The organism is Candidatus Thiodiazotropha sp. AKAK3 (assembly GCF_058244645.1).
Window position 1 is genome coordinate 183,587 of record NZ_JBSYOQ010000059.1, and the last position, 20,153, is coordinate 203,739.

Sequence of the window (20,153 nt, forward strand, 5' to 3'; positions counted from 1 at the left end):
GCACGCTTGTGGCGGCGCATAGCGGCGTTGCAACTCCTTGGAATAGCGGGCTATTCCGCGTCGTTGCGCCTTGCCCTGCACCACCACAAACGCACACTTCACGCTGCCCAACTGATCTTTTTAGGTTGAAGCGCCATAGGACGACAACAGACAGAGCAATCCTCAATGTAGGATTGTTCTGTCTCGCTGCGGTCAACCAAAATCTCATTCATCTCACCGCAATAGGGACAGTAGAGGGTTGTGGCTTCAAGCAGATTCATTTAAGGGTCAATAGCTTGTGACGCCAATGCATGTCACTCTTTGGAGCAGTGAATACGGCGGCAAACACTTTCAGTGCGATTCTGTGCATGTCGCTCTATGTAGTTCTCGTAGTGAATATTCGAGGCGTCGAATGGGGTGCCTTGCTCCAGACTGTTGATGACCTCATCGGGTAGGTTATCTAGCCAGTTTGTTATAAATCTCTCCCTTCCACCTTGAATATCACAGCGCTCAGCGTGGGCTACCTGATGTAACAGGCTGGATGCAATCTGCCCCCTGTTTGGCTTGATCCAATTTTCGACCGGTTCCTTGAGCGAGCAGTAGATCCTCTGACAGTCGTTGAAGCAGCCTGTCTCTATCGCCTTGCTCTGGTGGATAGTGATCCTATCGAGACTGATCTGAGAGAAATAGGTGGTCAGTATTTTTTGGGTCGATTTAGGCAGGTGGTAAGTCTTCCCAACCTGACTATTTTGGGCCAGGCGTACCAGTCGGTTGAACTGCTGCGACAATAGGCGTTTGCTGCTGCTGACAGTTGTAGCTCTGTTAACGGTGGCTGGACGTTCATGTCTTAAGTCTCGGCAGGCAACAAATTCTGTACCAGGCCCACTGTCAAAGCGCTCTAATACCTCAAAGCCGTTAGGGCATCGGTTGCGGGAAACAAAGCAGGGTAATCGATTATTAACCCGATAGTCGTTGCAGGTGGTAGCCGCATTCTGGCGGTTGCTTCGGGTTTCGGAGAATCGATCGGCGCTAACTGGGAGAGATATGATCAGGCCGATGGTGGTGAGTAGGGGAATCCAACGGGTCATGGTTTTTCCAGATGGCTGTCAGTTTATCGACATTGGTTTAAAAAATCTCTTCCTTGCATCTTGCTTCATCAATTACCGTCCTCTTCGTGAGGCTGCTGAAGAGGAGAGTGGGCAACCACCCTATTATGCGCCCACACTGGTAGATCCGCTATAGTGGCGCCTGATCAGCGCCTGATAACTTGATTGGGTTGCCTTATGAGTCTTCCTGGCTGAGCAGTTGGCGCATCTCTTCGAATCGCCCCGACTCCTGTTGATCTACTTCAGGGTATTGAGGGGCCATAGACTCCAGGGTTTTGCGGATAATTCGTGCTACCTGCCAGCGCATATAGGGTTTGTTATCAGCCGGGATGGCATACCAGGGCGCTCCGGGTTTTGATGTGGCAGTCAGGGTCTCATGATATGCCTTCATATAGGTTTTCCAGTGTTGCCGCTCTTCAACGTCCTTGACTGAAAATTTCCAATGTTTGTGTGGTTCGTTAAGACGTGAGAGAAAGCGCCTGCGCTGTTCGTCTTTACTGACATTGAGCCAGAATTTGATGACCACGGTGCCATTCAGGGCTAAATGTTTTTCAAATTGGCGAATCGAGTCAAAACGCTGTTGCCAAAGATCATCCAGATTTGACGGAATTGGTATGCGCTGGGAGTCTAAATAGTCAGGATGAACCCGCACTACCAGGGTCTCTTCATAATAGCTTCTGTTGAAAATGCCAATACGACCACGCTCTGGCAGGCAGCGTGTGGTGCGCCATAAAAAATCATGATCCAACTCGAGTTTGGAGGGCTGCTTGAATGAAAATACCTGACAGCCGCTGGGATCGATGCCTGTCATCACTGCCCGGATTGTGCTGTCTTTTCCTGCGGCATCCATCGCCTGGAATAGAATCAGCAGCGAACGCCGATCCTCGGCATAGAGTTGTCGCTGCAGTTCATTGAGTGCCTCGACCTCATTCGCTAGATTTTTTTTACAGTCCTTTTTTCCTGGGGCGTCATCGGGAGGTTGGGTGGAGAGATCTTTTAACTTTAAAGACCCGTCGAGGGGTATCAGATAAGGGCTCTTGATTGGTTTGGTCAGATTGGCTTTTTTCATCATGGATCCTGTAACGTTCAATCGAGCAGTTCCGCCATGCGCCTACCCATCTCGGCGGGGGAGCGAACCACATGTGCCCCTGCAGATTCCAGAGCCTGAAACTTGGCCTCAGCTGTACCCTTTCCGCCGCTGATGATTGCGCCAGCGTGTCCCATGCGTTTACCCGGAGGTGCCGTGACTCCAGCGATATAGGCGACTACCGGCTTTTTCACATGCTGTTTGATGTACTCGGCTGCCTCCTCTTCGGCAGAGCCGCCGATCTCGCCAACCATAATAATGCCATCAGTCTGCTCATCATCTTCAAAGAGTTTGAGGCAATCGATGAAACTGGTGCCATTGATCGGATCGCCTCCGAGTCCGACGCAGGTGCTTTGACCCAGTCCGGCCTGGGTGGTCTGATGAACCGCTTCATAGGTCAAGGTGCCGGAGCGTGACATAACCCCGACTCTGCCTGGTAGATGAATCGAGCCAGGCATAATGCCGATTTTGCATGCGCCTGGTGTAATGATGCCGGGACAGTTGGGTCCTATGAGTCGGGATGGGTAGGTTTTCAACGCCTCTTTGACCTTCAGCATATCAAGGATGGGTATGCCTTCAGTGATGCAGGCGATAACCTTGATACCTGCGTCCGCTGCTTCGATGATTGCGTCGGCAGCAAATGGCGGAGGAACATAGATCATGCTGGCATCAGCCCCCGTATTTGCCACAGCATCATGGACTGTATCGAAAACAGGGCGGTCGAGATGGGACTGCCCTCCTTTTCCCGGGGTGACACCACCAGTCAGATTGGTGCCGTAGGCGATTGCCTGTTCAGAGTGGAAGGTACCCTGCTTGCCGGTAAAGCCTTGGCAGATGACGCGGGTGTTATTGTCTACGAGAATGCTCATGTCTCTTTTTTCCTGTCAGCTGGTGGTTTCAAGCGGCGGCCGAGACGGCCTTTTTAGCGGCCTCGGTGAAGTCATTGGCGGTAATGAAGTCCAGACCGCTCGAAGAGAGCATTTCGAGGCCCTCTGTTGCATTGGTTCCCTCAAGCCTGACAACCACTGGAACCGGTACGCCGATGCTACGTGCTGCGGTGATAATGCCTTCAGCGATGAGGTCGCAACGAACAATGCCACCAAAGATGTTCACCAATACTGTTTTGACTTTGTCGTCAGAGAGAATGAGTTTAAATGCTTCAGTGACTCTTTCGGCCGTAGTGCCACCACCCACATCGAGGAAGTTTGCCGGTTCCCCACCGTGAAGCTTAACCATATCCATAGTAGCCATTGCCAGGCCGGCTCCATTGACCATACAGCCGATACTGCCGTCCAGGGTTATATAGTTGAGGTCATGCTTCGCGGCTGCGGCCTCTTTTTCGTCCTCCTGAGATATATCTCGCAGGGCAACCAGATCCTGGTGACGATAGAGGGCGTTACTGTCCAGATTGATTTTTGCATCCAAAGCAATGAGTTTTCCGTCAGTGGTGATTATCAGTGGGTTGATTTCGATCAGGCTGATATCTTTGTCGATATAGAGTCGATAAAGCGCCATCATAATTTTCGAAAACTGTTTAATCTGATCCCCGGTAAGGCCTAAGCCAAAAGCCAGTTTGCGGCATTGATAGGGGAGCATGCCGGTGGCTGGGTTAATCACTGTGGTGAGGATCTTCTCCGGGGTATTGGCGGCGACTTCTTCAATGTTCATGCCGCCGGCGGCAGAGGCCATGAATGCGATACGGGAACGTGACCGGTCAAGCAGAGCGCCGAGATAGAGTTCTCTGTCGATGTTACTCCCCTCCTCCACCAGAACACTGTTGACTGGCAATCCCTCTGGACCGGTCTGATTGGTGACCAGTGTCATGCCGAGAATCTCTCCAGCCATCTGCTCTACTTCATCAAGGTTGCGGGCCAGTTGTACGCCGCCTGCCTTACCACGTCCGCCGGTATGGGCCTGGGCTTTGATTACCCAAAGGTCGCCTCCAAGTTCCTGTGCGGCGGCACGGGCTTCACTCGGGCTTGAAACCGCCTGCCCCTGAGGAACGGGTATGCCGTAGTTGGCAAATAGTGATTTAGCTTGGTATTCGTGTAGGTTCATATCGTTGCCTTGGTGGATGGTCTGTCGGCTATCTGTTTTTAATTATGAGTCCATAAGCTGAATTATGGATGGTAGCGAAAAAAATTTATAGTGCTTTGCACAATAAGTGTCCATATTCGTTATTTGGTGTCTAAACAGGTTGCTGGCAATTATTTGTCTAACATAGCAGTCAAGACAATATATATAGTTTTTAATGCTTATGTAATCAAGTATTGTTTAACGTAATGTATATCTATGTTTTATGATATAGAGGCTAATTGCTTTAAAATGACGCTAATTTCGGTGAGATGGGTTTTTTTATGCCGGAGGCTGTGCGCTACTGTTTTGCTCCGATGACTATTGTTTGTTAGGGTATGCGCCCTCCTTCCTACATGAAAGGGATTTGCTGAGGGGTGGAAAATTTCTTCGATTTAGGGACATAGCTACTGTTTCACCGAAAACATTTCTCAAGGTGAATGCAGCTCAAAACAGTAGTGTTAATCATAAAAAAGAGCCTGTTAATCGCTAACTTTATCTTTCGCTGAGACTTTAGGCGATGAATTTGTCATCTGCCACAGCTACTTAACTTGATCTATCGGGTGCAACTCAGCTGGCTGTTAAGTCATCTGAGACCTTTGCGTAGGTTAGGCGGAAGACCTGGAGCCGAATATGTCACAACAATCGTCAATGACTCGAACTTTGCTACACAAAGTTGAGTTTGAAGACGCACCACAGCAATTCAAGGTATTTACTGCTCGAGATTTCGATAAAATCGAACAATTGAAGCAGCTTCCAAGTGAGTTGCTTTTTGAGATGAAGGTCGTCTCGTCGGTATTACCCTTCAGGATTAATGCCTATGTGATCGAAGAGCTTATAGAGTGGAGCTGTGTGCCTGAGGATCCAATTTTTCAGCTCATATTTCCGCAGAAAGGGATGCTTTCAGAGGCACACTTCAATCGCATGGCTTTGGCAATACGCTCTGGCGCGGATAAGAAGGCCCTGCGAGTATTAGCTGATTCGATTCGAGCAGAACTTAATCCTCATCCTGCCGGTCAGCTGGGTGAGAACATACCCCGCGATGAGTCAGGTGAACCTGTTCCGGGCTTGCAGCACAAGTATCGCGAGACTGTGCTGTTTTTCCCCAGCCAGGGTCAAACTTGCCACAGTTACTGCAGCTTCTGTTTTCGTTGGGCTCAGTTTGTCGGTGATAAATCTTTGCGGATGGCCACCACTGAGTCTGAGCGTCTATACAGCTATCTTCGGGAACACACCGAAGTAACCGATTTGCTGGTGACTGGCGGCGATCCAATGGTGATGAAGAGTCGTCAGTTGAAGAGCTATCTTGAGCCCTTGCTGCACCCGCAGTTCAGTCATATTCAATCGCTGAGGATTGGTACCAAGGCGCTTAGCTTCTGGCCTCAACGCTTTATTACCGATAGTGACGCAGATGAGTTGATCGAGCTGATACATCATCTGGTTCTGGCGGGGAAACATGTCGCCATCATGGCGCACTATAACCACTGGCGTGAGTTGGATACGGACATCGCAAGAGCCGCGATTCGTCGCTTGAGGGCGACGGGTGCTGAAATAAGGAGTCAGGGTCCCCTGCTGGCGCATATCAATGATCAGGCTGATGACTGGGTGAGAATGTGGAATGAACAGGTTAAGCTGGGGGTTATTCCCTACTACCAGTTCGTTGAGCGAGATACTGGCGCAAGACGCTATTTTGAAGTGCCGCTGTATAAGGCCTGGGAAATCTACAGAGAAGCGATGCAGAAGGTCTCAGGTCTTGGTCGCACCGCTCGTGGTCCCAGTATGAGTGCAGCCCCAGGCAAGGTTGAGATTCAGGGTGTTGCTGAGGTCGATGGCGAAAAGGTATTCGTGCTGCGATTCATTCAGGCGAGAGACCCCTCTTGGGTTCAGCAGCCTTTTTTCGCAAAATATGATGAAAGGGCGACTTGGTTCGATCAATTGAGGCCTGCCAATGAAGCTTCGGCCCGCTTTTTTAGTGATCCGGTCACTTTGTAGGTGCCAGGGCGAGAGCGATTCTGGATTAACAGCTTGCCACAAAGATAGAACCTTTTTGGGCCGGATCGGAGATGTTCTGCTGTTTTCTGGTGACTATTCAGGGGTGATGGTGTTGCCTGCAGACTATTTGCTGTAAAACCCAATAGTTATCATTTACATAAACTTGTTGATGTTTCAGCATGGCTTTAAGTTATAATTTGGGGCCTTATAAAAATATTATATGAGGAGTATGGAGATTATACCTGTAGCGGTTTTCTGCTCGCATTAAGGTGATTTTATTAAGTGACAGGAGCCCCCGCGTCACTTGCAAAGCTTGAATCTCTGAATGTGTTCAGTCAACATTATAGCTCCTACCCCTACCATGGGCAGTAAAAATAAATAATCAATTCACAGGGTTATGCCTGTTTTCACTGTGACTGGCCTTTTTAGCTAAATCGGCATATCGTGTCGTGCAGCGGGTTGGTTTGCGGTAATTTACGGAGTTCACCATGGCGGATAATCAAAAAACTTATACCTTGACCAATGATGAGACCGGTGTGTCAATCAAGCTACCGGTTCGGGAGTCGGTACAGGGTCCACCGGCAATTGACGTCTCTTCGCTCTATAGTGATGCAGGTGTTTTTACCTACGATCCGGGCTTTATGTCCACGGCAAGCTGTAACAGTAAAATCACTTTTATCCAGGGTGAGGTGGGTATCCTTGAATATCGAGGTTATCCCATTGAGCAGCTCGCTGATGGCGGAGATTTCCTGGAGACAGCATATCTGCTCTTGAATGGTGAGCTTCCCACGAAAAGCGAATTGGTTGATTTCAACAGTTTGATCAGTCGTCATACAATGCTGAACGAGACTTTGAAGCACTTTTTTGGCGGTTTCCACTATGACGCTCACCCTATGGCGATCATGGTTGGGGTTGTTGGCTCCTTGTCTGCTTTCTACCACGATTCACTGGATATCAATGATCCTGAGCAGAGACAAGTGGCTGCCCATCGTCTGATCGCAAAGATGCCCACCATTGCTGCCGCCAGCTTCAAACACAATATTGGCGAGCCGATCATGTATCCACGCAATGACCTCTCCTATTGTGCGAACTTGCTGCACATGATGTATGCCACCCCTTGTGAACCGTATGAATTGGATCCAGTTGCTGAGAAGGCGCTCAATCTGCTTTTCATTCTGCATGCGGACCATGAGCAGAATGCCAGTACTTCAACAGTCAGGCTTGCTGGTAGCTCGCTGGCTAACCCCTTTGCCTGTATTGCTGCAGGTATTGCCTCTTTGTGGGGGCCTGCCCATGGTGGTGCCAACGAAGCGGTTCTGGATATGTTGAATGAGATTGGCGATGTATCACAAATCGATAAATATCTGGCCAAAGCGAAAGACAAGGATGATGGTTTCCGCTTGATGGGATTCGGTCATCGCGTCTATAAAAAATATGATCCACGTGCCGGCATCATAAGAGAAGTCTGTCATCAGGTACTTGAGCGTCTTGCTGACGACAGCAATCCGATGTTCGAGTTAGCCCAGCGTCTGGAGGAGATCGCGCTTAATGATGAGTATTTCATCGAACGCAAACTCTATCCGAATGTGGATTTCTACTCCGGCATCATCTACCGGGCACTCGGTATACCTAACAATATGTTCACAGTTATGTTCGCAATTGCCAGAACGGTTGGCTGGGTTGCGCACTGGTTGGAGATGATGGATGACCCAAGGCAGAAGATCGGCCGTCCCCGTCAAATCTACAAAGGCTATCCGCGGCGAGACTATGTGCCGATGGATAAGCGATAGGCAACTATGGCTCAGATCAAGGCACGGTTCTCAGGCAATGGCTCATCCATTGCCTGTTCCTTCGCCAGCAAATCTCTCAGCTGCTTAAGGTTAATCCCCTCGTAGGGGCGGTTGTCAAAAGAGTCCAATGGGCGTTTATGACGGCTGTCGTTAGGAAATACAACCAATAAAAACTGTATCTCGTCGGCTGAGAAGGTAAAGCAGGGTATTGTCTCATGGCTGCCATCGCTGAAATGCAGGTTACGCTGTTTCTCTTGCCATGGAATATGCAGGTCGCTAAGGGTGAAGAGTACCTCTTCTGGCGTCTCGGCATGGAGATGTAATTCTATCCGGCTGTTACTGTCTGCAGTGCCGCGAAGTACCGGTCCAACCAAATGTGGATGAAAGGTCTTCAACGCCTGCATCGCCTCAAGTGCGTTTTCACGCAACAGCTGTAAAGCATCAGGTTGCTGATGACCCAGAATCAGACGTTGCTGTTCCTGAAGGGCAAATTCCACCTCCTCCCTGTTCGGCATCATCTGCTGCCGGGTAACGCCAAGTTTAGCTGCAGCTTTTCGACATGCGTAGGCAATATTATCGGAACGTAATTCAGTCAGTATGCGTGCGGCCTCGTAGGCAATGCGTTTTTGTAGAAGTCGTTTGCCGTTGGTCATAGGAGTATTTACCGAAGTGTGTTGTCTGCCGGACTGGATAGCCTATTTACATCGATTAATTTTTTGGATTTGAGATATCCTCACTCGCCGACTATTCGTAGCATGTTTCTATAGCATTGGCCATTTCTTTGATTGAAAGTTCATCGCGATTCGCCCGAGGTCATCGATATCAGAACGGATCCTCAATGGCTTTTACGCTTCCTCTCCTCTGCTCCTGTTGCGTATTGCTGTTGGAGTTTTGCTTCGGTTGAGCAGGTGCTTTGCCAACTTCGAAAACTTCAAACATTGCTCTGGGGTGACCAACTCCGACTGGTTGGCCGGTTTCAGAATCGATGCGCATGGTGATCATATCTGAAGGCATGTCAGGGATACGCTCCTCTATGCCATTGAGTGCTACCTTCATATAGTCGATCCAGGCGGGTAGTGCGGCACGACCACCCACTTCACCTCTGCCAAGAGGGGAAACATCGTCAAACCCAATCCAGGCAGTGGTCACCAGATAGTGATTAAAGCCGTTGAACCAGGCATCTTTCTGGTCATTGGTGGTGCCTGTTTTACCTGCGATATCTTTTCTTCCAAGTGCACGGGCCTTCCGGGCTGTACCAAGTTGAATCACATCACGCAGCATGGAGTGCATCAGATAATGGTTCTGTTGGGATATGGCTTGCGCGGCGCAGCGGGGAGTTATCGGCTCGGCTTGCTCTGTGATTTCCGACTCTGGATCGTTTATTGATATCTGATCAGCCGCTTCAGCTGCGGCCTGTTCCATAGCTTCGTCGCATATCTGCAGAGGGTTGGCTTGATATAGGAGCTCACTCTGATCATCTCGTATAGATTCTATAATATGCGATGAGACATAAAAGCCGCCATTTGCAAGCACGCTATACCCTTCGCTCATAGCCAGAGGGGTGACTGCACCACTCCCCAATGCAAGAGATAGATCATGCGGTAACTGTTTTTTATCGAATCCGAAGCGGCTTGCGTAGTTGATAGCCTGCTTGATACCTATCTTTCTCAGTAGTCGTATAGAGACCAGGTTTCGCGAATGAGTCAAGGCGTATCTGAGACGTGTCGGGCCAAAGAATTTTCCGCTGTAGTTCTCAGGTCGCCATGCAGCCTCCAGGCCTTCGTCGTCAAAGACCACAGGGGCATCGTTAATAATACTGGCAGGGTTGAAGCCAGCTTCCAGTGCAGATGAGTAGATAAAGGGTTTGAAACCAGAGCCTGGCTGGCGTCTTGCCTGTGTCACCCTGTTGAATTTGCTGAGGTAGAAGTCATAGCCGCCAACTAAGGCCTTAACTGCACCGTTATTTGGAAATAGTGAAACCATGGCGCCAGATACTTTAGGTATCTGGGCAAGCCGCCAGTAGGGTAATCCATCCTCATTCAGTTCGCTATAGAGATAGACCATGTCACCAGGCTTAACTATCTCAGCTGCCTGTTTGGGTTCTGTCTGTTTACGCTCAGTGTCGATATAGGCACTAGCCCATGATAAACCGGCCCAATCTATGGTGAGGTGCTCTCCCTGCGCTGACAGAACTGTGATCTCCTTCTCAGTTACAGCGATCACTATGCCCTTTTTTAAGTCGGCTGCATCGGCCAGATCAGCGAGTTTTTCGATCAATGTCGCCTCTTCGGTCTCCTCGCTGATTTCGTAATATCCAGCACTACCCCGGTAACCATGGCGCTTATCATAGCTTTGAATTGCATCACGCAATGCCCTGTTAGCAGCCTCCTGAAGATGGCTTTCGATAGTGGTTGTGATGGTGTAGCCTCTGGTATAGGCTTCTTGTCCAAAGCGCGTAACTGCTTCTGCCCGCGCCATTTCTGCCACATAAGGTGCCTCAATTTCACTTGGTGCATTATGTGGTTCAGCGCTGATTGGACTTGTCTTTGCAGCTTCGTATTCAGCTTGACTGATGTAGTCCAGATCCAGCATCCGGCGTAGAACATAATTACGGCGAATCAATGCGCGTTGAGGATTTGAAAGGGGGTTAAGTCGCGATGGTGCTTTAGGCAGGCCGGCAATCATAGCGATTTCAGAAAGCTCAAGTTTTTCAACCGGCCGGCCGTAATAGACTAAAGCAGCGGCACCCACGCCATATGAACGGTGACCGAGATAGATTTTGTTGAGATAGAGTTCGAGTATCTCCTCTTTGGAGAGCAAACGCTCTATCTTGAAGGAGAGAAATATCTCATTCAATTTACGAGTGTAGGTCTTCTCACTGCTAAGGAAGAAATTCCTTGCGACCTGCATCGTAATGGTGCTGCCACCTTGCCGGCGTTCACCGGTTAGGAGAAGTTGAACGGCTGCTCGTATTATGCCGTGATAGTCCACGCCAGGGTGCTGGAAAAAGCGGTCATCTTCAGCAGCCAGGAAGGCTTGGATCATGAGTGGGGGAACTTCGTCAAAGTCGAGAGGCTCGCGACGTTTTTCTCCAAACTCTGCGATCAACAGGTGGTCGCTGCTGTAGATACGAAGGGGGACCTGTAGATGCACATCTTTGAGTGTTTCGATGGATGGCAACTTGGGTTCAAGGTAGAGGTAGGTACCATATAGACCGATGGCACCTATCGCCGAAAGGCCGAATAAGAAGTAAACGAGGTATCTTGAGAGTTTGTAGAACGACTTCATGCGCTGGTTCACAGAATTGGTTGATCCGGAGGGAACAGAATGGTTTCCATGCAAAGTCAGATAGTCTAGCAAATAAAATGCGAGCTTTTTCAGCTCATTTGTGAAAAAATGTCTTCACAAAAAAATCATTTGCTGCTATATAGTTACTTACTCTAGTTAAAGAGAATCCTAGTTAAGTTCTGCGGCATAAGGATCGTTTGGGTAAACCGCATGTCACTATTCGGAAGAAAAAAGCCGCCTTTAATAGGCATCGACATCAGTTCTACGGCAGTTAAGCTGCTGGAGTTGTCGCAAGCTACTGGGCGCACCGGTTCGACCTATCGTGTCGAAGCTTATGGCGTGGAGCCACTCCCCGGCAATGCTGTCGTTGAAAAGAACATCGCTGAAGTTGATGCTGTTGGCGAAGCGATACGTGCTGCGGTCCGGCGTTCCGGCTCGAAGGCAAAGCATGCTGCTGTCGCCGTTTCAGGGTCGGCAGTCATTACGAAAGTAATTTCCATGCCTGCCTCCCTGTCTGATCAAGAGCTGGAGAGCCAAATCCAGTTAGAAGCGGATCAGTACATCCCCTACCCATTGGAAGAGGTCAATCTCGATTTCGAGGTGATCGGGCCTTCGGAGAAAAATCCGGAGTTGGTGGATGTGTTACTGGCTGCTTCCCGTAGCGAAAACGTGGATGATCGGGTTGAAGCTTTGGATATCGCAGGTCTTACTGGCAATATTGTGGATGTTGAAGCTTACGCGATGGAGAATGCCTGCTCCCAGTTACTGGATCAGCTTCCCGAGCATGGTGAGGATCAGACCATCGCCATTGCTGACATCGGTGCTACGACAACGACACTGAATGTACTCCACAACAATAAGATCATCTACACACGTGAACAGAATTTTGGTGGCCGTCAGCTGACTGAAGAGATTCAGAGACGCTACGGACTCTCAATTGAAGAGGCTGGTATGGCTAAACGTCAGGGTGGTCTTCCTGATAACTACATCCCTGAAGTGTTGGAGCCTTTCAAAGAGGCGATGGCACAGCAGGTTAGCCGATCACTTCAGTTTTTCTTCTCCTCCAGTGCCTACAACAGCGTGGATCATATTATCCTGGCTGGCGGCAGTTCATCCATACCGGGTATTGACGATTTAGTGGAAGAGAAGTTGGGAACCCCGGCATCGGTGGCGAATCCGTTCGCTAACATGTCGGTTTCATCCAGGGTAAAACCACAGGCGTTGAGTGCTGATGCTCCCGCATTAATGATTGCCTGTGGTCTCGCACTGAGGAGTTTCGACTGATGGCGCGCATTAACTTACTCCCATGGCGGGAAGCTGAACGTAAAGAGCGCCAGAAAGAGTTTGGGATGATGGTCCTGGCAGGGGCGCTCCTATCCGCTTTTGCTGTATATGGTGTTCACAGCATCATCCAGTCTCAAATAGAAGCGCAAGATCAGCGAAACAACTACCTGAAGCAAGAGATCAAGGCGGTTGAAAAGCAGATTAGCGAAATTCGTGATCTGGATAAGACCAAACAAAATCTACTGGCCAGAATGAACATCATTCAAGAGTTGCAGAGTAGTCGGCCACAGATCGTACATCTGTTTGATGAGGTTGTGTCAACTCTGCCCGATGGGGTCTATCTCGATGAGATTGAGCAGTCAGGTAATAAAGTTGCTTTTAAAGGACAGGCTCAATCCAATGCCCGGGTCTCTTCCTTGATGCGAAATATCGATAGCTCTGAGTGGCTGGATAGTCCAACACTGGATTTTATCGAGAGCAAAGAGAAAACCGGAACGGGTTACAGCCATTTCAAGCTCACGGTTAAGCAAGCCTCCCAGAATGTGGAGGTGGAAGAATGAATTTTGAAGATCTCAATGAACTAGACCTGAATAACATAGGTATTTGGCCAACACCGGTTAAGGCTGTTGTTGTGGTGCTTGTTGCAGTGATTGTGATTGCAGCAGGTTACTACCTGATTATCGAAGATCAGCTCATTGGTCTCGAAGCTGTACAGAGTAAAGAGCAGACCTTACGCAAGGAGTTTGAGACCAAACAGGCGAAAGCTTCAAATCTGGATGCCTACCGCCAGCAGCTGGAAGAGATGAAGCAGTCTTTTGGTACCATGTTGAGGCAACTACCGGATAAGACAGAAGTCGCAGAATTATTGGTGGATGTGTCACAGACCGGTTTGGCATCGGGACTCGAGTTTGAACTCTTCAAGCCGCTAGACGAAGTACCAAAGGAGTTTTACGCTGAGTTGCCGATACAGATCATTGTAAATGGTAAATACCATGAGTTCGGGAATTTTATCAGTGGATTGGCCGCGCTGCCGCGCATCGTGACCATTCATGACATCAAGATTAAGCGGGGCGATCCAAAATCGGGTAATACCGAATTGGTGCTGGAAGCAACGGCCAAGACCTACCGCTATCTTGATGAAGAGGGGGGAGAGTGAGCGTGAGTATTATGCTGCAAAAATACAGATTGCTGATCCCTTTGTTGCCCATGCTAATGATCTTTGGCTGCGCAAACCCTAATCTGGATGAGTTGAGAAATTATGTGGCTGATCAGAAATCGGCGCCTCCTACACGGATTGAACCCCTGCCTGAGATCAAGCAGATTGAAACCTTTCTCTACACTGAAGCGGGTCGCCGCAACCCATTCGTTGATATGTCGGGTGAACAGGCCGAGGCTACCAGTGTTACCGGTAACGGACTGCGGCCCGATATCAATCGACGCAGGGAAGAGTTGGAAGGTTTTCCGCTAGATTCGATCCGTATGGTTGGAACCTTGGAGCAGACAGGAGTTGCTTGGGGTCTTGTGAAGACCAAAGAGGGTACGGTGCATAAGGTAAAGAATGGCAACTATATGGGCGAGAACCATGGCCGTATCATGCTGATTACTGAAGACAGAATCGAATTGAACGAAATCGTCCAGGATGGTTCTGGTGGTTACATTGAGCGTCAGGCTTCGCTAGCGTTGGCGGAATAGTCAAGAGGATTTCGAGATGAGGGGTTTGCCAATGGCACTCAGACACTGTGGGATGGAACAATCTGGACTGGTTCGTGACTTAACGCACCGAGTTAACGGGTTGATGTTTCTGTTGATTTTGTGGGGCTTGCCCCTCGCGGCAATGGCCGGGCCTTCCCTGCAGGCGATAAATTTTTCCGCGCTACCTGGAGACAGGGTACAGATTACTTTGGAGATGTCAGGGGCTGTCGATGAGCCGGCGAGTTTCGTCACTGAAAACCCTGCTCGAATATCTTTCGACTTTTCAGGCGTCAGCAATTCCCTGGGCTACAAGACCAAGCTGATTGGTGTCGGCCCCGCTCACAGCATCACTGCACTTGAGGCAGGTAACAGAACACGAATTGTTATCAATCTATCCTCATTGGTGGGGTATAAGACAGAGGTCAATGATTCTAATATATTGATCACTCTGGATGTCAGCAATCAGGGTATTGGCTCAAGTGCAAGTTTAGCTCAGGAGTCAACTACCTCGGCAGTAACCTATGACGAGACAGCGGAGGATATCTCTTCTGCAGGCGATTTTGATATCGCCAATATCGATTTTCGTCGTGGAGAGGCGGGTGAAGGTCGCGTACTGGTAACTCTGGGTGATTCCTCGGTTCCGATTGATGTGCGTGAACAGGGTGGAAAAATCATCATGGAGGTTTTTAAGGCCTCGATTGACAATTCCCTTATTCAGTCATTGGATGTCATGGATTTTGCAACGCCCGTCAGCAAGATTGAAACCAAGCCGGTTGGTGAGAATGTTGTCATCGAAATTACTCCTAATGGTGAGTATGACTATCTTGCCTATCAGGCAAATGAAGTCTTTGCTGTAGAGGTTCGCTCACTCTCCAAACAGGAGAAAGAGGACCTGCTTAAAGAGAGACTGGTTTTTACCGGAGATAGACTGTCACTGAACTTTCAGGATATCGAGGTGCGTGCTGTACTACAGTTGCTGGCAGATTTTACCGGCTTGAACCTGGTGACCAGTGACACAGTGGATGGGCGGATCACACTGAGGCTGAAAAATGTACCCTGGGACCAGGCCCTCGATATCATCCTCAAATCAAAGGGCTTGACCAAGCGTCAGATCGATAATGTGATTATGGTGGCGCCGACTGAAGAGGTGGCGGCACGGGAACAGCTCGAGCTGGAGTCTCAACAGAAAATTGAAGAACTGGCGCCGCTTCGCTCCGATTTTATTCAGGTTAACTACGCCAAGGCTGAGGATTTAGCTGAACTGCTGAAATCTGAAGAGAACAGGCTTCTCTCGGAAAGGGGCAATGTGACGGTTGATGTTCGAACCAATACACTCTTGATTCAAGATACGGCTGCGAAACTGGAAGACATTCGTCGCCTGCTTCAGAAACTGGATATCCCTGTCAGGCAGGTGCTTATTGAGTCGCGAATCGTGATTGCAAACAACGACTTCGCTAAGGATCTCGGTGTGCGATTTGGTGCGAATTTCGATGGATCGTTCGATGATAATTACACTTTAACTGGTGGCGCCTTGCCGGGTCATCTTAATAATTCTGCCGGTTATGCACCTGGTATCGAGAATAATGGTGATGACGGCGATGATGCCAATCGGGAAGCCCTGATGGTGAATTTACCGGTCAACTCACCTTCCGGTGGATTGAACTTTCTGGTAGGTAAGGTGGGGAGCTATCTGCTGCAGTTGGAATTGACGGCGATGCAGACTGAAGGTAGAGGCGAGTTGATTTCAAGCCCTCGAGTGATTACCTCTGACCAGACCCAAGCCTCAATCAAGCAGGGTGTAGAGATACCTTATCAAGAGGCTACCGCCAGTGGTGCAACTAAAATCTCTTTTAAAGAGGCGCTGCTAAAGCTTGATGTGACTCCTCATATTACCCCGGACGACAGAATCAGAATGGACCTCATCATCAACAAGGATAATCCTGATTACACACGTTCAATTTTAGGCGTACCTCCTATCGATACACGTAAGATCGAGACTACAGTACTTGTGGATAACGGGGAGACTGTTGTATTGGGTGGTGTTTTTGAGAGAAACAAAACCAAGAGCACGGAGAAAGTACCTTTCTTCGGCGACATCCCATACGCAGGTGTGCTGTTCAGACGTAACGAGCAGGTTGACGACAATAACGAACTGCTGATTTTCGTAACACCGAAAATCCTCAAGGAGACCCTTACAGTTCGTTAGCTCGTTCTCAGATATCATGAGTAAGGCGCGCCTGAAAGGCGCGCCTTTTTTTTGTAGAATATACCTGTTCAGCACTGATTCTTTGCCAGCTTGTCTCAGGAATCTTGCTAACTAAGCGAATAATCCTTTTCTGTGCGGCCTAATGTGCTGTATAAGTTGATCATTACTCTTCTGTCACTTCGGTTTATCAATGATTGTATGCATGTTCAAAACCTATTTCTAATCGGCCCCATGGGAGCTGGAAAGACCACTGTCGGACGACAGCTGGCCGAATATTTCCGAAAGGAGTTTATCGACTCCGATCAGGAAATACAGCGCCGAACGGGTGTTGATATTCCAACCATATTTGAGTTTGAAGGAGAAAAGGGCTTTCGCTTACGTGAACAAGAGGTGATCAACGAATTAACGGCAAGAGACGGGATTGTTCTAGCGACTGGTGGTGGGGCAGTGACCAACGAGGAGAATCGTAAAGTCTTGTCATCAAGGGGTTTAGTGATCTATCTGCACTGTACTGTAGAGCAGCAGTATGAGAGAACCCACAGAGATAAGAATCGTCCGCTGCTTCAGACTGATGACCCCAAGTCGAAATTGAAATCACTGATGGAGGAACGGGATCCTCTCTATAGACAGACCTCTGATATATTGGTCAGTACTGAGGGCAGGAACACCCAGGCCGTGGTTCAGGATATACGTAAACAGATCATTTCACTTAATTCGTAGGATTTAAGCCTTGAGTAACTATGAAAAACGATTGGATGTCGATTTAGGCGACAGAAGTTATCCAATTTTCATTGGCGAAGGTCTCTATGCCGACAGAGACCACTACCGAGAAGCGATTCCAGGGCGTCAGGTTATGGTGGTGAGCAATGAAACAGTAGCACCGCTCTATCTGCAGAAAACCATTGATGCACTGGCTGACTATGAGGTGGCGACCTCTATTCTGCCTGATGGTGAACAGTATAAAACCCTGGATATGGTGAATCGTATTTATACTGCTTTGCTTGAGCATCGCTTCACCCGTCAATCCACGCTCATCGCTTTGGGTGGCGGCGTGATTGGCGATATGACCGGTTTCGCTGCGGCAACCTATCAACGTGGTATTCATTTTATTCAGGTGCCAACGACGCTGTTAGCCCAGGTCGACTCTTCTGTCGGGGGTAAGACGGGTGTAAATCATAAGCTGGGAAAAAATATGGTTGGCGCCTTCTATCAGCCTCGGTTGGTGCTGGCAGACACCGCGACATTGAAAACCCTTGATGACAGGCAGTTTTCATCGGGTTTGGCTGAGATAATCAAGTATGGACTGATCGTCGATGAGCCGTTTTTCAGTTGGCTTGAAGAGAACATGGATGGCCTGCTGGCACGAGATCCAGCTTTATTGGCCCATGCCATTCAGGTCTCATGCCGATGTAAGGCTGATGTTGTTGAGGCTGACGAAAAAGAGGCCGGTCAGCGTGCATTGCTTAATCTGGGTCATACTTTTGGGCATGCTATAGAAACTGGAATGGGCTATGGAGAGTGGCTGCATGGTGAAGCTGTAGGAACAGGGATGTGTATGGCCGCCGATCTATCCCTTAGACTCGGCTGGTTTTCACAGCAGTCGTTTGATCGTACGATTCGTCTCATAGAGCGGGCTAAGTTGCCTGTGAATCCACCTAGAGAACTGACACCAGCACGCTTTCTTGAATTGATGGCAGTTGATAAAAAAGTTGTGGATGGACAGTTGAGGCTTGTTCTTCTTAAAGAAATCGGCCAATCTTTGGTCACTGATGATTTCGATAGAGAGTTGTTAGAGCAAACCTTAGTGCATTATTCTAATTGATCTCATTTTTTTGCGGGGACAATAGTGTCTGATTCCAATGAGTTCTTTTCTACACCAGAAGTTAGCGCTCACCTCGATCTCGTTCGTCATCTAATCGAGAACAGTGAGCTGGTGCCGTTGGTCAGAGGGCCGGCGGGTATTGGCAAATCTCTTTTAGCATCCAGACTCCAGCAGTCAGCGCCGGAGAATTGGGTTGTATGCCATTTTTCTGCTGAACCAACCTTGCAGCCTGAGCGTCTACTTGCATTTATTGCGCGTTGTAGTGGCTTGCCTGATATTGCAGGAGACCTGATGCAGCGTCTCGCTGATCGCTTTGAGGTTTTGAGGAAAAGAGGTCGGGTTCCCGTCTTGCTGATTGACGATGCGCAAATGCTTCCTCCAACCAGCCTGATGACCCTGCTGCGTCTGTTTGAGCGTCAGGTGGAAGGTGCAAGATTGGTCAGTATCGTCCTGTTCGCTGATGAGCAGATTGATCTGCTGCTTTCAACACCTCAGCTGCAGGTGATGACACCACAAGCGATACAGGCCATCGACATGCCTGCACTGACTCTGCAGGAGGCAACTGGCTTCATGCACTTTGTATTGAAGAGTGAGGGGCTGTCTGAGCAATTTTACCTGGATGAGGCGAAATTAAGCCGGTTACATCGGGAGACAGGAGGGGTTCCGGGGCGGTTAGCGAATGAAATCCTGAATGAGATTGGACAGCTAGGCAGCACAAATCAGCCTTTTCTCAGTGTTTACAGAAAGCAGCTTGTCACGATTGGCGTACCCATTCTCTCCATTATTCTGATACTGCTACTGTTTCAGGGTCCGATCAACTCGCTGTTTGACCCGTCTGAGGTAGAGCAGAACCCAACCGCAGCTGTCACAGGGCAGGAAAGCAGTCAGATTGTCCTGCCATCACCAGAGGAAGCCGTTAGCAGTAATGATGCGCAACAGCCAGATGAAGTAGACACAACTGCACAAGCTGAGCTTGTCGATACCCAAGCTGAGAGCGACTCTGGCGCTGATTTGCTACCCTCACTACCTGAAACTCCGGTTGGAGATGTGGATCTCGCAAGTAATAAGGCAGTTGAAACTCTGGTAGAGGAGCCGGTAATCGATCCGGTGCCGATAGAGTCGCCCCTGGCTGAGGATCTGCCACCGCAAACCATCGATATCCCTGAGGCGGAAGAAGAGTCGCTGCAAGTGGCGGCAGAAGAGATACGTCTAGCAGAGCAGGTGACTCCTGTCGAAGAGCCAGATGCAGGTGCTGTGAGTGGCGCTCAGTCCCCAGAATCTACAGAAGTTGTTGGCCTGGCTGCTGAAGCGGTGGAGCCAGAAATAGCAGATGAAATTCCATCCCAGATAAAGAGTAAAGCGACTGAAAATTTGGCCGAGGTGACTCTACCGCCTATAGAGACACCGACAAAACCGGTACAAAAAGATCAGCTTACCCTGTCCATGGAGTGGGCGCATGAACAGCCACCTCAAAACTATACGCTTCAATTAATAGCTGTTGAAAATATCGCCTCGCTTTCACGGTTCATTAGGTTAAATAACCTGGTTAATCAAGTGTTTACAGTGAAAACGCAAAGAAAAGGCTTGCCTTGGTATGCACTTGTCTGGGGCAGCTTTGAAAGTCGGGAGCAGGCATTGAAGGCACAAACACAACTTCCGCTGGCGGTACAAAAAAGTGGCGTTTGGGCGAGAACTTTCTCATCTCTGACCGGCCCGCCGGGTGGCTGATAGTGCTGAACTCAACAATTCACTGCTTTGCGGGTTTGGATTCCAGATTGCCATGGTATGCGGCAGGGTATTTCAGCGCCATGAAGGTGTAATCTAAGAGTCCGAA

At 49.1% G+C, this 20,153-nt stretch carries 18 protein-coding genes; 11 read left to right on the forward strand and 7 right to left on the reverse strand.

Translation table 11 applies throughout. The features are described 5' to 3' along the window. Window positions 1–98 precede the first annotated feature (98 nt). Together AC4IE7_RS15390 and AC4IE7_RS15395 are read right to left on the reverse strand one after the other, a co-directional pair. On the reverse strand, window positions 99–260 hold the full coding sequence (locus AC4IE7_RS15390; protein WP_490777739.1) for a CPXCG motif-containing cysteine-rich protein: 162 nt from the start codon (window positions 258–260) through the stop codon (window positions 99–101). Between the two features lie 33 nt (window positions 261–293). Beyond that, complete coding sequence (locus AC4IE7_RS15395) at window positions 294–1,067, reverse strand: hypothetical protein (protein WP_490777740.1); 774 nt, start codon at window positions 1,065–1,067, stop codon at window positions 294–296. Between AC4IE7_RS15395 and AC4IE7_RS15400 the strand changes: the two genes are divergently transcribed. Further along, window positions 1,066–1,221 carry a hypothetical protein gene (locus tag AC4IE7_RS15400; RefSeq protein WP_490777741.1) on the forward strand — a complete coding sequence of 52 codons (156 nt, stop codon included), beginning with the start codon at window positions 1,066–1,068 and terminating at the stop codon, window positions 1,219–1,221. The genes AC4IE7_RS15395 and AC4IE7_RS15400 overlap by 2 nt on opposite strands. 39 nt (window positions 1,222–1,260) lie before the next feature. On the opposite strand, the gene AC4IE7_RS15405 is transcribed toward AC4IE7_RS15400, so the two are convergent. Genes AC4IE7_RS15405 through sucC form a run of 3 tightly spaced genes read right to left on the reverse strand, consistent with a single transcriptional unit; the run spans window position 1,261 to window position 4,230 of the window. After that, window positions 1,261–2,157 carry a PPK2 family polyphosphate kinase gene (locus AC4IE7_RS15405; RefSeq protein WP_490777742.1) on the reverse strand — a complete coding sequence of 299 codons (897 nt, stop codon included), beginning with the start codon at window positions 2,155–2,157 and terminating at the stop codon, window positions 1,261–1,263. A 14-nt stretch (window positions 2,158–2,171) separates the two neighbouring features. Further along, window positions 2,172–3,041, reverse strand: coding sequence for a succinate--CoA ligase subunit alpha (gene sucD / locus AC4IE7_RS15410; RefSeq protein ID WP_490777743.1), 870 nt, complete (start codon window positions 3,039–3,041; stop codon window positions 2,172–2,174). A gap of 28 nt (window positions 3,042–3,069) precedes the next feature. Further along, window positions 3,070–4,230 carry an ADP-forming succinate--CoA ligase subunit beta gene (sucC, locus tag AC4IE7_RS15415; protein WP_490777744.1) on the reverse strand — a complete coding sequence of 387 codons (1,161 nt, stop codon included), beginning with the start codon at window positions 4,228–4,230 and terminating at the stop codon, window positions 3,070–3,072. Between the two features lie 666 nt (window positions 4,231–4,896). On the opposite strand from sucC, the gene AC4IE7_RS15420 reads away from it, so the two are divergent. Together AC4IE7_RS15420 and AC4IE7_RS15425 are read left to right on the forward strand one after the other, a co-directional pair. After that, the gene (locus AC4IE7_RS15420) at window positions 4,897–6,237 is read left to right on the forward strand and encodes a KamA family radical SAM protein (RefSeq protein WP_490777761.1); all 1,341 of its coding nucleotides are present in this window, start codon (window positions 4,897–4,899) and stop codon (window positions 6,235–6,237) included. 488 nt (window positions 6,238–6,725) lie between these two features. Next, the gene (locus AC4IE7_RS15425) at window positions 6,726–8,027 is read left to right on the forward strand and encodes a citrate synthase (protein WP_490777745.1); all 1,302 of its coding nucleotides are present in this window, start codon (window positions 6,726–6,728) and stop codon (window positions 8,025–8,027) included. An 11-nt stretch (window positions 8,028–8,038) separates the two neighbouring features. Here the strand turns inward: AC4IE7_RS15425 and AC4IE7_RS15430 are convergent, their stop codons facing one another. Beyond that, window positions 8,039–8,680 (reverse strand): hypothetical protein, encoded by a 642-nt coding sequence (locus tag AC4IE7_RS15430; RefSeq protein ID WP_490777746.1) that lies wholly within the window; start codon window positions 8,678–8,680, stop codon window positions 8,039–8,041. Between the two features lie 169 nt (window positions 8,681–8,849). Further along, complete coding sequence (locus tag AC4IE7_RS15435) at window positions 8,850–11,315, reverse strand: penicillin-binding protein 1A (RefSeq protein ID WP_490777747.1); 2,466 nt, start codon at window positions 11,313–11,315, stop codon at window positions 8,850–8,852. Between the two features lie 210 nt (window positions 11,316–11,525). Between AC4IE7_RS15435 and AC4IE7_RS15440 the strand changes: the two genes are divergently transcribed. From AC4IE7_RS15440 to AC4IE7_RS15475, 8 genes are all read left to right on the forward strand, one after another. Further along, on the forward strand, window positions 11,526–12,599 hold the full coding sequence (locus AC4IE7_RS15440) for a pilus assembly protein PilM (protein ID WP_490777748.1): 1,074 nt from the start codon (window positions 11,526–11,528) through the stop codon (window positions 12,597–12,599). Next, on the forward strand, window positions 12,599–13,159 hold the full coding sequence (locus AC4IE7_RS15445) for a PilN domain-containing protein (protein WP_490777749.1): 561 nt from the start codon (window positions 12,599–12,601) through the stop codon (window positions 13,157–13,159). The genes AC4IE7_RS15440 and AC4IE7_RS15445 overlap by 1 nt, the downstream gene beginning before the upstream one ends. Beyond that, the gene (locus tag AC4IE7_RS15450) at window positions 13,156–13,755 is read left to right on the forward strand and encodes a type IV pilus inner membrane component PilO (protein ID WP_490777750.1); all 600 of its coding nucleotides are present in this window, start codon (window positions 13,156–13,158) and stop codon (window positions 13,753–13,755) included. Before AC4IE7_RS15445 ends, AC4IE7_RS15450 begins: the two co-directional genes overlap by 4 nt. A gap of 11 nt (window positions 13,756–13,766) precedes the next feature. Continuing rightward, the gene (locus AC4IE7_RS15455) at window positions 13,767–14,291 is read left to right on the forward strand and encodes a pilus assembly protein PilP (protein ID WP_490777762.1); all 525 of its coding nucleotides are present in this window, start codon (window positions 13,767–13,769) and stop codon (window positions 14,289–14,291) included. A gap of 31 nt (window positions 14,292–14,322) precedes the next feature. Next, window positions 14,323–16,497, forward strand: a complete 2,175-nt coding sequence (locus tag AC4IE7_RS15460) for a type IV pilus secretin PilQ (RefSeq protein ID WP_490777751.1) — start codon at window positions 14,323–14,325, stop codon at window positions 16,495–16,497. A gap of 198 nt (window positions 16,498–16,695) precedes the next feature. Next, window positions 16,696–17,217 carry a shikimate kinase AroK gene (gene aroK, locus AC4IE7_RS15465; protein WP_490777752.1) on the forward strand — a complete coding sequence of 174 codons (522 nt, stop codon included), beginning with the start codon at window positions 16,696–16,698 and terminating at the stop codon, window positions 17,215–17,217. A gap of 10 nt (window positions 17,218–17,227) precedes the next feature. Continuing rightward, a complete protein-coding gene (gene aroB, locus AC4IE7_RS15470) occupies window positions 17,228–18,319 on the forward strand; it encodes a 3-dehydroquinate synthase (RefSeq protein ID WP_490777753.1) in 1,092 nt (363 codons plus the stop codon). Window positions 18,320–18,343: 24 nt separating this feature from the next. Beyond that, entirely contained in the window at window positions 18,344–20,047 is a 1,704-nt protein-coding gene (locus AC4IE7_RS15475) for an AAA family ATPase (protein ID WP_490777754.1), read from the forward strand. Window positions 20,048–20,153: the final 106 nt, after the last annotated feature.